The following is a 13540-nucleotide window of genomic DNA, read 5'->3' on the forward strand; positions in this document are numbered from 1 at the left end:
CTTGAGGTGTCAGTCCCTCAAGCTGTCTCAAAGAGAGTCTCTTTAAACCCGCTACGCATCACCCGATAAAGATTTTTATGGAGGTTGTGAATTTAGTCATGCCATCTCGCGATCTTGGCATCTCAAGCTAGTGAGATATCAAGAAAAACCAGCAATACCCAAACCAGTAATACAACGACTCCGCAGGGCAACCTGCGGAGTGGAAGAGGGATGATGGTTTAGGCTTATCATCCAATGCGTGATGATTTTAGGACCCTACGGTGACGGTAAGGGGGCGGGATTTCAGTCCAGATGCCGTGACTATGGTGAGTGTGGCCACCTGCCCTAGACTTAACGACCGTTCATAGTGCCCATCGACCAAATAGGCGCTCGTGGGGACAAGAAATGTAATGCGGGTATTACTCCATTGTTTTACGGCAACCGGATATGAGTCAGTGGGAGCACCATAATTAACCCCATCTTGCGTGATGAAAACATATCCCTGACCCTGCGTGGATCCAAAATCTTGGCCGCTCACAGTGACCCACTGGCCAGGGACAAAGGGTGGTGTGTTTAAGAGCGTTGCGGGTATTTCAGGGGCTTTTTGTACTTGTAGATTCAACGTACCAAGATTCATCCCCTGATTATTGACGACAACAAGTTGGGCCGATCCCGGAGTGAGAGAGGGACCGGATGAACCGTTGGGCAACGTGATAACAATTTTTTGATTCGACCACGTGGAAATCGCCACGTGATATGCATCGCCTGGGCCACCATAGTTAATACCGTTTTGCGAAATCATGACGTAGCCAGCACCTTGGCTGTTTCCAAAGTTGTTCCCCGTGATCGTTACCTCTTGGCCTGGATAAGGTGTAAGTGGCGCCAGCGTAAAAGAGGCAGATAAAGAAGGCTCAGAGGCCGGAGAAATGGTTAGCGACAAAAGGGGTGAGGACAGCCCCTGCGCGTTTACAATCTTTACGGTGGCGGGTCCAGGCGCTAAAGCCGGGCCAGAGGATCCATTCGGCACGGTGAATATGATCTGCTGGTTGGACCAGTGGGTAATGTTCACGTGATAAGCATCGCCTGGTCCGCCGTAATTTACGCCATTTTGGCTAACCATGACATAACCCGTACCTTGAACATGGCCAAAGGAATTTCCCGAAACGGTAATGGATGATCCGGGCGCTGCCTGGCCTGGGCTAATGTTTAAGATAGGCAAAGTGGGAATGGGGCCAACCGATAACGTCTCTGGGAGAGAAATCACCTGGTTGGTTGTTTCCACTTGGATTTGAGCAGAGCCTGGGGAAAGCGGAGGTCCGCTTGAGCCACTAGGCATCAGGAACTGAATCGTGGTTGGGGTCCAGTGAAGAATTTGAACCTGGTAGGCATTGCCCGGGGCTCCGTAACTCGTGCCATTTTGGAAAAGAATAACTCGCGAGCCAGGACCTGCCGCAGCAAAGTGTTCTCCCGTCAAGGTCACGGTTTCTCCCGCATAGACAGCCTGATTGGGCACAGTAAACAGGGGCACTCCGGTTTGATAATGCGTAAGGGTTGAGGGAGTGGTTACCATGGATTTCACCGTGGTTTGAGTAATGGGATTTTGATGGGACATTTCGGTCAAACTGGCTGGCGGAAGAACAATCGATTGCGTATTAATTGAAATGGTTTGGACGTTCGATGTGTCATTGATGAGAAACCAGTCACTGAAGGCATGGTGAGAGACTTCGCCAATGATGACAGAAGGGCTCACCCAGGTGCTCAACGATGCTCCTTGGCCAATGGCTTGCATAAAATGAGAGAGGAGGATGCCAGAGGGATATAGTTGATTCATCGGCAATTCGGGCGCGATCCCGTCTCCCGCCAGGGCAAACAGTCCATAAGGCTGTGAACTATTTGTGGCTAAGGGCCATTGAGAACTGGCAGTGGCATTCGCTATGTGAGCTTGCCCGTCAAAACTCCAGACAAATAACCGGTTGGCGCCCTCGGCCCGCCATAAGATGGCGCTTTCCACCATAGCGGCACCATAGATGGCATGGAGCGACTGGGGACCCGGTTCCCCATAGGGGTTGTATTCTGTGACCCAGATCTGAAGGTGGTGTGCGACTTCTGGAGGAACATTGGCCGTGATTTCATTGTGAATGAGTTGCATCGCCGATGTGATTTCTTGAGGAAGCGCAGCTAGTAATTGGGCATTGGACAAGAGTTTCTGATTGGGATAATCATGCACACTTAAAAAGTTAATATATGGGGCATCTTCTCGTAACACGGTTTGGTCCCACAGGGTGCTATGAGGACCATCACCCAAGGCAAATGAAACGCCCACTTTCATGGTGGGATCGACTTGATGAATGGCGAGGGCAATTAATTGAGCTTGTTTAGCGTAATATTGTGCGGAAAATGAGGGATTGAGATTCGCGTAGTGGTCCCAGCTCCCATATTCTTCGCTACCGATGACGATAGCGGAAATGGGCAAATGATGCTGGACAATATATTGGGTAAGGACTGTCGCATCATGCGGCGTTCCACCCCCGGTAAATGTCGGGTTTTCATCATAATTAAAGATGAATAAGCCTTGATTATGGGTTTGGGTAAGAATTTGTCCCCAATCCGCCAGGGAAACCGGAGCGGTTCCGCCATTACGGAACGTATTCGTTGTCCAACTCCATTCATTCGCATTAGGAAATTGTTGCATGCCCATATCTAAAGTGTTCAGTGTAGGGATTGTGGAAGGGGCATTTAATTGATTGTCATAGGAAAAGACATTGATTCCGTAATCAGTACGGCTAACGGGTGTGACGATTGGCGCGGAAGTAAACCGGGATAAGGTCATCTGCGGCTTATTGGCCGCGATAAGAAATGGGGCCATCCATACGGAGATCATTATGATGATTCCGAGAGTCATGGCCCATGACGAGAGGGTTCGTCTTATTGTCATTGATCTCATCCTTTGACTGTCGGAGACGTTGAAAAAGAGCAGTAATTCCCGAATCGGGAAACTGCTCCTTTTACAACAAGACAGTCCCACTTCGGCAACTGGCTGGCAACCGTTTAAACGGGAAGCCCCTATAGTTTTGCGTCACTACCTTTAGGTAGTTTTGCCTTTATCGATGTGCCCTCTATTCAACCAAGCTCCGGTTGATTGAAGGACAAAAGTCCTTTACAAGCCTAAACCTTTACTTCCAGTATATGCTGGCGATCCGGCGAAATCTATTTATTTGAAGAATTTTGGAATAATAGACAGAGGATAAAGAAAAAAGCCAGAACCCCGTTATATTGGGGAAGCATGCCAATGAAAAGAATTTAAGAAATGGGGACAACTACGCGCGGTAGATCTGATGGTTTCTTAGAAAAGTAACAAAAGGTGCACACCTGATTCTCATGTCAATGCGGACGGGTTGCGGTAAATACGCATACGCCTTTCGTTAGAGGTGGAATAGGGTGGTCATCGGCGAGGTTTATCTCTCGTCAGATTGTGTCCTTCTCTCTTTTTCTAATCAGGAAAGGGAACCTGATGAGGAGTTTGGTCCAGGGAGTGAGAATCGGGTGTGATGGAAGGACGACTTGTGGATTGTTTGGACGACAAAAATCCATACGTAATTCCCATTCCCACGAAGATTAACAAAGGGGCCAGGTATAAGATCCAAAACTGCCCCAACATCACAAGCAGTGCGAGCGCTGTGATACCGAGTCCCTTGATGAGCTTTGTCCATCCTCTCATGGTCGTTCCTCCTGGCTTCTGGCATGCGGCTTACGATACCCGTTCTGATTCTACGGAGCTTGCGGGGTGACTTCATACAGTCGCCAGTTTGCTCCTCCCGGAAATGATTTGAGTAAGGTGGCCCAGGGCACGTGTCCTGCCCACATTTGAGGCCAGACCCGGTTGACGGCATCTAAGGAAGCGACACCTGTTGGTTCTGGAACTAAAATGGCCGCCACTCGGCCTTTAGGGTTATGCAAAATCGAAGCAAAATCATAATCGGAGGTGATAATGAAACGGTTAAAGTTTTTCGATCGAATAATGATGGGCCACGCATTAAAGGCATCCGCCAAAACCGTTAAGTGGGGATGGTGATCGAGATATTGAATCACCGGGGCGGCCCGGGTAAATGTGTCGCTGAGATACTGCATAGAACGATTTTGCCATGCATAATCCATAACGATGCCATCGGGATGACCTATCGTGGGATTTTGTGCAGCAATGAATGTGCCCACATCTGCTGAAAGGAGTAAAACACTCATCGTCGTCCACCAAAGGATTGCCGGCAGTTTACGGTGCGCAAACCGCTTTCCGATTTTTGAGGCAATAAAGGAGACCATCAGCACGCCATCGGCAATGAAACTGATAAAATACCGGTCCCATGATCCTAAATGTCCGACGTAAGCAAAACCTATCTCGAGAAGGATAGCGCCTAAGGCCCCACTGAGTAAAATCACAGCCCGATTATCCAAGTGTCTCCCCCACAAGAAAAAGAACATGATTCCTAAGGCGAGAGCTAACGGCCAACTTAATAAGAGAAAATGGGCGACATATTCGATTGTGCCCGGAAGACTGTGATAGGCATGATCCAAGGCGGGTGTGAGATAGGCACCGGTTCGCGTTTGCGCTAAATTACCGTAGTTCGAATTTAAAAAGTACACCGGATTTTTCATAATGGCCCAGTTAAAGTAAATCCATAACCCTCCCGCAAAGACAATGGGAGCCCCGAGTATCATCGCCGAACCGGCCCATATTTCGGGTTTGGTTGTTTTCCACTGCGCGACCATCAGGCCAATGATCACCAGGGCACCAAAAGGCACCGCCTCATAGCGCATGCCGAGGCCTAATGCCATCCAAATTCCTGCACTGACAAGGCGGCGCAGCGCATGAGTGGTCAGGTAATCCAACACCCCACTGTAAGTGCCTAATAGACAACTTAATAGCATGATATCGGACATGCCATTCGCTCCATAGAGAGCGATGAGAGGATTTAGCGCAAAAATCAGGGTAATGATATAACTCCACGGCTTGGGCACGGAAAAATTGGTGAGAATGCGGTGCAGATGGACGGCCCCCCAGGCACCAAAGAGCGCACTGACAAAAATACCGGCAAGACCTTTAGTGACCACGGCCGGAACAAGGGGATAGAGACTGACAATAGGTAGTTCCAACAAACTCGGTAAGGGATTCCAAATAAAGCCGATGGCTCCTAAATGGGGATTACGGCCATATAACACGTAATAGGCATTGGCCACGCGAGATACGGCGTCTCCCGCATAATAATGGAGATGGAGGGTCAGATAAAACCCTAAAGACACGTAGATCAGCCATAGCGCTATTGCGAGAAGATGCATGGGGGTCCAACTACGCGTCTTAGGCTCAATATCAGGAACCATGGGATGGACAGGTTTTGGTGTTGGTGCTAGGCGGGTCATACTACTCACGGTATTCTCCTCTTTGTCCTGGTTTGCTGGATCTGTGCTGAATGCTTGAGTTTACTGTACCGGGATTCATCGCCATCGACAGTTTCTGATTGCGTCTTAAATCGCGTCTCAGATTCTTGTGACATCTAAGACAATGGCCTCGAACGTGTCCATTTTGCAGCCAACCTGATGGAATGGTGAGACCTTATGTGCGACCGGCGATGAAACTGTCAGGAAGGAACATTGGATGATATGGTCCCCTTAAACCTGTAATTACCCTGGTGATTGCCATTGACCCAGAATGTCATGTCTTGATTTGTGAAGGGATATGGAATTGTGACACAGTTATTAGGCCGTTATCCGCAATTGCTGCGATTTTTTGTCGTGGGCGCTATGAATACTCTGGTGGATGTGAGCGTATTCGGCGTGCTCATTCATTTTTGGACTCCGGGACATAACGGCATACTGGCTGCCTTAGAATCCTTATTCGCTTGGGGAGTGGCTAGTCTTATAGGTTACGTCCTTCACTCCCACATCACCTACCGTCAAAAACTACCTTGGGTGGAATTTTATGCCATCACCATAATGGGCATTGTCACCCAGATGATGTGCGTGGCCGTGGGAACCGCAAATATGGGCCATTTCGGCGCGTTATGGGGAAAGCTTCTTGGCATAACTTTTTCTGCCGTCATGACCTATAGTGGGTATCATGTGTTGGCGATGAGGGCTGTGGCACCTGCAAGACACGAGATTTCTCATTGCGAGGAAGTGAAAAACGAAACGGGCAGATTGGGATTACGGTGATCCCCGGCGAGGAAGCGGGAAGTCTACCGTAAACGTGGTGTGATAATAGGGCTCGCTTTGGACATGAATATGGGCTTGATGCATGTGCACAATCCAGGCGGCCATCGCTAATCCTAAGCCAAACCCGTGACCGTTTTGCGGGGAAGCCCGGAAGAATCGTTCAAAAATCCGGGTTTGAACTGCAGGAGGAATGCCTTTTCCATTATCCGTAATGCGGATGCTGACAGTACGCCCGGACAACAGAGATTGCACCGTGATTTGGTTACCCCCATGCTGGCCATATTTGATAGCGTTATCGATAAGAATAATCAACAGTTCTTTAAACAACGTAGGGTCGGCATATATCATCAAAGGATTCGTGAGTTGTGACTTGATTGCCATCTGAGCTTGTTTGGCTGGTTCCTGGAAGGCGTCGATGACATCTTCAATGATGGGGGCACAATCAAACCATTGGTAATCAAGGGCCAGGATGCCCGAATCTTGTTGTGCTAGACGCTGTAGGTGGGTTAACAACCGGGTCAGATAATGAACTTCTGAGAGACTGCTATCAATAAAGCCTTTTAATTCGCCTTGGGCATCTTCTTGGGCCAATTCCAGGCTGGTTTGGATGATTGACAAAGGGGTTCGCAGTTCATGGGAGGCATTGTGCACAAAATCACGCTGGCGTTGCAACGCGTGTTTAATCGGCACAATGTTTCTTTTCGATAATCCATAAGCCAAGACGAGGGCTAAAACACCCATAAAGCCAGCGACAATGAGAGACGTTTTTGCCAGCACCCGTGTCGCTATTTGCATTTCCCCCAGGGAATACACCGATTGGATCCAGCCGACGAACTGACCATTATGCCATAAGGGATCCGTACCCACTAAAATCTGCAGCGAACCCCGTTTAATAATCACGAAGGATGCGTGGTGCGTCGGTTTTAAATGGGCATAAAAGGGCAAAATGTTTTTGAGGGGAAACGGAATGCCGGGACCATAGGCGACTGATTGGACGATGTGCTTGGAGGCAGCGATATCCCAGGTTGTGATGAAATTGTCAGAGGTCTGACGAAATGAGAAATCGTTGTGGAGAATTTCCTGGGTTTCGTCATCTTGTTGTTTGTGCCATATCTGGCTCATGTTGTTTTGGGCATGGACCAGCAAATCATGGCGAAATAATGTTTCGGTGACGGCAAACGTTAACCCATCAAGCAACAGAAAACTGATGAGAAAAATTCCAATAAGATTGCGTTGTAACCGGGCTAACAGCGGCTGTTCGGGAAGAACATGGGGATTTTTGATCGTCATGACAGCATGAACCCCTGTCCCCTAAGTGTTTGGAGTTTTGGCCCGCCTCGGCAGCTATGGAGTTGCTTGCGAAGGCGTGCGATCACGGCATCCACAACATTCGCTTTAAAATCTACTTCAGAAGGCCAGGCTCCGTCCAAGAGGTCCTCGCGGGTGACGACTTGACGGTGGTGGCGGAGAAGAATTTCAAGGACCGCCCATTCTTTGGGCGCTAAAGACATCGGACGCGTCCCACAGAATAAGGATTTGGTGGTCAGGTCAATCCGTAAATTGCCGATCTGATAGCTGTCAGGACGAATGGCTAACTCTCCACGACGGGTTAGGGAATGAAGGCGTGCCAACACTTCTTCTAGGGCAAAGGGCTTGGTGACGTAATCGTCTCCCCCACTATACAAGCCTTCAACCTTATCATTGACGGTATTACGGGCCGTGAGAAATAAAACCGGGGTGTTGATGTCCTCTTGACGCCAAAGACGGCACAGGGAAAAGCCATCGGTATCGGGCAGTGAGACGTCTAAAATTACGGCGTCATAGGTATTGTCGTGAATTTTTTGGGTACTGTCGTGGCCACTTTGGCTCCATTCGACAATATGGGTATGACGCATTAACGCAAGACGCAAAAGCTTACCCAGCTTTTTGTCGTCTTCCACCAATAAAATTTTCACGAAATTAACCTCCTAGAGTGTGAGGTGATCACGAAGCGATCATAATCACCACGTAATCTGAACCTACCGACGATAAATTACTCTTGACCTAGGGAGGTTAATCCGGATGTTTATCACCCATCACCCATTAAAATTCAAATTACTCGGATCAGCTGTCGTTATTGTATCAGCTTTAAGTTTATTGGCAACATCCAAGCCCATGGTGGCAGGTACGAAAATGCCGGCCAAACCGGTTCAGGTGACAACACCTTTACGCGTGGAACCGCTACAGCATGAGGTTCCAAACTCAAAGCCTCAAATGTCTTTATCGGAGCAGCTTCTCTTTGCTCGGGAACAGGCCCTGGCAAAGGCTGGTGGCGGGATGATTACTCAGGTGAGTGGAAATGCCCAGCAGTGGATTTTCACCACCCAGCAAGGAACAAAAACTAGGGTCGTTCGGGTGAATAAATGAATGGGAACCCGAATATGGCCCTGGGTTAGAAGCCGTGGTCTCGGCTCCTCATTATAAGATGAAGAGCCGAGCTCGACGGCGAGACGAACGAAGGCTTATCCGGTAATTTCGTTAAGCGGTAAAGCGAGCACCCAACCCCAGGCATTACCAATGTACACGGTTTGGCCTTCAATGGTCGGATTATTGTTCAAGAAGTCACCGCCAATCACGGTCGTGTGTTGAATACGACCGGTGCGGGGATTAAGGCTAAAGATATCGGGGCCTCCTGCGACAATTAAATGACGAGATACCACAGCCCCAGGAGCTGAAATGTCCTGTCCAATGCGTGTATTCCACAAAATATGGCCATTTACGGCATTGAGTGCGATTTCACTGTGAGTGAGAGGATTGCCGAAAAAGACCGAATCGGTTTGGGGATCAAAAACCGGTGTCGATCCCCCAAATCCATCGGGTACTGAGCCGGTGCCAAGCGTTTGGCTCCATACCACGTGACCCGTTAAGGGATTCACGGCAAATGCTTCTAGGGTCGCCTGGTTACCTTGGGGATTCACCAGAACATCGGAGATCACCAAGTGATCCACCGCGTCATAGACGGGAGTCGCAAAAGCAAAACCTGAATACTGCAAGGGGGTTGAGGAAAACGTCTGTTTCCAGAGAATTTGTGCGGTGTCGAGGTTAATTCCGTACAACACATCAGGAGTCGATGTGCCGACCACCATGATAGGACCTTGTGGTGTCAATGCTAAGGTTGCAGAATCTTGGGTATTGAATCCAGTTAAGTGGAGCACCGGATTTCCGCTACTATCGACAAAGGGTTTCACTGGCGTGCCATTTTGTGCGTTAATGGCCCACACATTGCCCGATCCATCCACCCAATACAGAGTTCCTTGATAATATAACGGAGTCATGGCATCGGTGCCGCGCGTATAGAAGGTCCACATTTCCCGGCCGGTTTTGGGATTTAAGGCGTGGATGTTTTGAAAACTTGCCCCAATATGCACGGCCGGACTATTTTTGGCAAAATCCTGGACCGCAGCAAAATTAAACCAGGGATCGCCAGAACTTTCGATAACGGCATTGGGGATTGGCATTAATCGTGTCAAAACGCCAAATGAGTTGACCGGTGGTGGCATTGAGCGCATTGACCGAATAGCGGCTACTGCCTGCGTATACAATGCCCTGAGCGGGACTAACTCCACTGCCGACGCCAAAAGCGAGCGATGTCATTTCTGATGCGACTTGTGGTCCGAAAATAGCGGTGTCTCGGGGAGGACTATTGAGGGGTAAAGCGTCATTGAGCGGTGTCGCCCATTTTACGCCACTTGGACCTATGGATGAATATCCCTCATGATCCGTTCCGCCCGCATAATATTCCCAGACTGAGGGGAAATTGGCAGCCTGATTAGGCGTGGGCAAAGCGAGTGGGTTGTCATAACGTGCCGCTTTGTCAGGGACAGAGAGGTTGCTCGGAAAATTATTCGGAATGGCGGGAACGCCCCCTCGGTGGGTCATAATATAATGGGCGGGGGCGGCAAAAATCCATCCGGAAATGGAGCCAATATACAATTCATTGTCGACGATGACAGGGCTTGATATGCCCCAGACGCCAAAGAAGTAGCCATGGCTAGAGAACTTGTTAACAATCGCCCCTGTTTTCGGATTGAGCGTGTAAATATGCTGCCCTTCAGCAAATAGGACGCGGTGGTTATAATAAACGCCACCCGCCCGCGGTTCATTGACTTCACCACTTTGGGCGATAGACGTCTCCCAGCGGAGGCGCCCTGTTTTTTCGTTGTAAGACTGGTAGGTTTCATTGAGCAAATCGCCGACATAAAGGTTTCCCCCATGCACCATGGGCACACTCCCTTTAAAGGCGACAGGTTTTGCTACGAGTCCATTCCCGCCCAAGTGGCTCCACAGAAGTTGCCCGGTGTTGGCGTTCAAGGCAAAAATATCCAAGTTTAAAATGGGATGGCTGGTGGTGCCACCAGCGGCGACATCATTGACTAAGGCATCAGTTAATACGATGCCCCGTTTGGGATCGACAACAGGAGGAACATCTCCTAGTCCGGTATTAATCGAGTTCGGGACTTGATATTCCCAAGCCAAGTGGGGATCTTGAGGATTTGTTTCATCGACGGCCATTAAATAATTCGGATCTTGGGTTCCGTAGATCATCAAGAACTGGCCTTTATAAGGCCCTTGAGTCGGAATATACCAATTACCAGAAGACATGCTGCTAAAGCCCGGGTTGCTAAAAGCCGATAATAATTGACCATTTTGGGCATTCACCGCATATAAATGGCCATCTCCCGTATTGAAAAAGACGACACCGTTATGGTAGACGGGCGTGGGCATGGCTTCACCGGCCGTATCAAAACGCCACAGGACTTTTCCTGTGAGACCGTCGATGGCATAGACCGCCGAGAAGTTAGCTCCCCGTACGGTAGGTCCAGGGGGATTGCCATTGTTGGCAAAATCTACGGCATGTTGCAGGGTAAAACCCACATCCCCCGCACCGACAAATAATATGGGTCGGCCATTGATGGAGGTAGCGATGGCATCCCCCATATCCGAATTGACACTCTGGGTTCGCCAAATCGGCACACCAGTTAACGCGTTCACAGCAAATATTTGGTTATTACTTTCCTCGATATAAACAATTCCGTCCACCAAACTGACTCCCGTGACATTGCCTAACCACTGAGCCGCTTCGGCACCCCAGGCTTGTCCCCCGTCTTGAGGATAGCGGTCAAAAGCACGGCCAAGGCGCAAAAACTCGTCGCCCGTGAGTGGTGCGACCCAGAATCCTCCATGCGCTAAAATCGACGGCAGATGAGATCCTGCTGGACCTTGAAATACGGGATCGTGCTGTTGATTGGCTTGCAGCTGGTTCCATGAGGTGGGAAAGAGTGTCTGCATATGCTGGGGCGCTCGGCCAAAATGTTTGGGTTTGTGTGCTAATTGCAGTTCTGTTGGTGTCTGAAAAATACTGGGACCCAACGATGCGGTATTGGAAGACTGGGCCTGGACCGAAGGCGGGACGGCCAAGGTCAGAAGACTAGATATAGCCACAAGGGCTATATACTTTTTGACTGACATGCCGATTTCTCCAATCAAAATGTATTTACCAGCACTAAGTTGTGTGGTCCCGCTTTATTCCACAATAAAAAAGAATAATCCTTCTGGTTATTTAGTATATTTGGAGTTTTCATAGAAAAATCGTTCGACCTCTTTTGCTCACACGGCAGAAAATAAGACAGATCATGTCAAAATAGAGCCGTTCCTATCGAAGTATGGGACGGTCCATGAATATCTACACCATGAATATCTACAATAGACGGAAGAATCGTGGCATACCATCAATCAAGCGGGTAGTTTTTGATGAGAGAAAGTGCCTAATAAGACATCTCCCCATAACGACCAGGGATTTGAGGAAATGACAGAAGCAAGAGGCCTCATGTTCGTGGTAAATTTCCACAGCATCTTAATAACATAACTATATAGTGATATGATAATGGAAAGAGAAGATGTTACCTGAGGAGGGTTACCGATACGACTAGGACTAGGCGATATGGGGTTTCTCAGCTCTTTAGTGCATGATGAGATTCCGAACGAGAAAATGGATGGGATAACGCAAACCCACTTTCCCGATGCTTCGAACTTGACACGGGTATATGAATTACAGGTAAATGCGTTATGCGCAAAAAAGTTTACGGCGAAACTGTATGCTCTGGCACATCCATGGGTAGAGCAATCTTTTATTCGCGAAATCCGTGTCAAGCGACTCATCGGTCTTTCGACGATGGTCAAAAATTTGCCACTCCCATATAAAGGGGTGCTGGCTCACGCCTATGACAATTTTCCTTCGACGAACCTTCTCAATACCCCCGCGTTCTTTTTGGTGCTGGTCCGGTTCATATCGCCGGTAAACCCAGGCGTCTTATCCACCATTGATCAGTCGGTACAAACCTTGGTCAAAGAGACGTGCCATGTCCAGGATTTTTACCGGGGTTTGTTTACGACCATTCACGCCGGGATTGATGCTCTGAGCCAGGGCGACGGGATCATATCCGAAGGCGTTGACGACGGTCATGATATTGATGGGGACGAACGAGTAACGGTTTTAAATCACGTGTTGGTGGCCGATAAAGACACCACGGTATTTGATCAACTCGTGGGTCAATTACTCAAGGTGGCTCAAGTAACCTTTCAGCCCTCTTCGTCCTCTTTTCAGGATGGGCTGCCTGGGGGACCGGATAACGCATTTTATCGCAAGGCCCTCTCTACGGAGATTCTTCGCGCCCTAACCCCCATAGATGGCGTGAGAGCCTACTTAATGCATGGAGTGTGGCACTCTGAGTGGGATCACGAAAATTCTCATGCGGATCCGAGATTTTTGGAAGCGGCGAAGGCGTTGGCCCCTTATGTGATAGAAGGACCGGTTGAGCCGTTTTATCGAGAGGTTTGGCAGATACCTTAAGGGAGTATATTTGACGAGAGTGAAGGAGCGAAGCAAACGTGTTCATCTACTTTTTGTGTACCGGCAATTCCTGTCGTTCCCAGATTGCGGAGGGATTTGCGCGGCTGATGGCCAAAGACGGGGTTCGGGTTGAAAGCGCTGGGATCGAGGCCCATGGTTTAAATCCTCGTGCCGTTCAGGTGATGAAAGAAGTCGGCATCGATATCTCGACGCACCACTCCAAATTGATTGATAACGAGTTATTGCACCAAGCGGATTTTGCGATTACTTTATGTGGGGATGCCAGGGATCGTTGTCCGATCACTCCCCCAGAGGTGACACGGCTTCACTGGGGTTTTGAGGATCCCGCCCGAGCTGAAGGCTCTGAAGAGGAAATTATGGCGGTGTTTCGCCGGGTGCGGGATGGAATTCGTGATCAGGTCAAAGCGTTTTTAGCGGAGCAAAACCTGTTGCGTGAGGATCTTTGAT

General features: G+C 49.1%; 11 protein-coding genes and 1 riboswitch. Of the genes, 4 read left to right on the top strand and 7 right to left on the bottom strand.

Going from position 1 to position 13540, the window contains the following annotated elements:
• Nucleotides 1-247: 247 nt before the first annotated feature.
• The 3 genes from B8987_RS06100 to B8987_RS06110 all read right to left on the bottom strand — a co-directional run bounded on the left by B8987_RS06100 (nucleotide 248) and on the right by B8987_RS06110 (nucleotide 5391).
• Nucleotides 248-2914 (bottom strand): IPT/TIG domain-containing protein, encoded by a 2667-nt coding sequence (locus B8987_RS06100; RefSeq protein ID WP_084660976.1) that lies wholly within the window; start codon nucleotides 2912-2914, stop codon nucleotides 248-250.
• A 90-nt stretch (nucleotides 2915-3004) separates the two neighbouring features.
• Nucleotides 3005-3089: riboswitch (cyclic di-GMP riboswitch) on the bottom strand.
• Nucleotides 3090-3469: 380 nt separating this feature from the next.
• Complete coding sequence (locus B8987_RS06105) at nucleotides 3470-3697, bottom strand: hypothetical protein (RefSeq protein WP_084660977.1); 228 nt, start codon at nucleotides 3695-3697, stop codon at nucleotides 3470-3472.
• Between the two features lie 50 nt (nucleotides 3698-3747).
• A complete protein-coding gene (locus tag B8987_RS06110) occupies nucleotides 3748-5391 on the bottom strand; it encodes a glycosyltransferase family 39 protein (protein WP_084660978.1) in 1644 nt (547 codons plus the stop codon).
• Between the two features lie 324 nt (nucleotides 5392-5715).
• Here B8987_RS06110 and B8987_RS06115 point away from each other — a divergent pair, with 324 nt between their 5' ends.
• A complete protein-coding gene (locus B8987_RS06115; protein WP_139793476.1) occupies nucleotides 5716-6183 on the top strand; it encodes a GtrA family protein in 468 nt (155 codons plus the stop codon).
• Here the strand turns inward: B8987_RS06115 and B8987_RS06120 are convergent.
• Nucleotides 6175-7473 (bottom strand): sensor histidine kinase, encoded by a 1299-nt coding sequence (locus tag B8987_RS06120; protein WP_084660980.1) that lies wholly within the window; start codon nucleotides 7471-7473, stop codon nucleotides 6175-6177. The two genes, B8987_RS06115 and B8987_RS06120, sit on opposite strands and share 9 nt — an antisense overlap.
• The gene (locus B8987_RS06125; protein ID WP_084660981.1) at nucleotides 7470-8138 is read right to left on the bottom strand and encodes a response regulator transcription factor; all 669 of its coding nucleotides are present in this window, start codon (nucleotides 8136-8138) and stop codon (nucleotides 7470-7472) included. The genes B8987_RS06120 and B8987_RS06125 overlap by 4 nt, the downstream gene beginning before the upstream one ends.
• Nucleotides 8139-8244: 106 nt before the next feature.
• Here B8987_RS06125 and B8987_RS06130 point away from each other — a divergent pair, with 106 nt between their 5' ends.
• Complete coding sequence (locus B8987_RS06130; protein WP_084660982.1) at nucleotides 8245-8589, top strand: hypothetical protein; 345 nt, start codon at nucleotides 8245-8247, stop codon at nucleotides 8587-8589.
• Nucleotides 8590-8684: 95 nt separating this feature from the next.
• On the opposite strand, the gene B8987_RS06135 is transcribed toward B8987_RS06130, so the two are convergent.
• Both B8987_RS06135 and B8987_RS06140 read right to left on the bottom strand, forming a co-directional pair.
• On the bottom strand, nucleotides 8685-9680 hold the full coding sequence (locus tag B8987_RS06135) for an outer membrane protein assembly factor BamB family protein (protein ID WP_176213160.1): 996 nt from the start codon (nucleotides 9678-9680) through the stop codon (nucleotides 8685-8687).
• A complete protein-coding gene (locus B8987_RS06140) occupies nucleotides 9631-11691 on the bottom strand; it encodes an outer membrane protein assembly factor BamB family protein (RefSeq protein ID WP_084660984.1) in 2061 nt (686 codons plus the stop codon). Before B8987_RS06140 ends, B8987_RS06135 begins: the two co-directional genes overlap by 50 nt.
• Nucleotides 11692-12163: 472 nt before the next feature.
• Between B8987_RS06140 and B8987_RS06145 the strand changes: the two genes are divergently transcribed.
• Both B8987_RS06145 and arsC read left to right on the top strand, forming a co-directional pair.
• Entirely contained in the window at nucleotides 12164-13072 is a 909-nt protein-coding gene (locus B8987_RS06145; protein ID WP_084660985.1) for a hypothetical protein, read from the top strand.
• 38 nt (nucleotides 13073-13110) lie between these two features.
• A complete protein-coding gene (gene arsC / locus B8987_RS06150; protein WP_028962131.1) occupies nucleotides 13111-13539 on the top strand; it encodes an arsenate reductase (thioredoxin) in 429 nt (142 codons plus the stop codon).
• Nucleotide 13540 lies beyond the last annotated feature (1 nt).

This window comes from Sulfobacillus thermosulfidooxidans DSM 9293 (assembly GCF_900176145.1).
GTDB classification, from domain to species: Bacteria; Bacillota; Sulfobacillia; order Sulfobacillales; family Sulfobacillaceae; genus Sulfobacillus; species Sulfobacillus thermosulfidooxidans.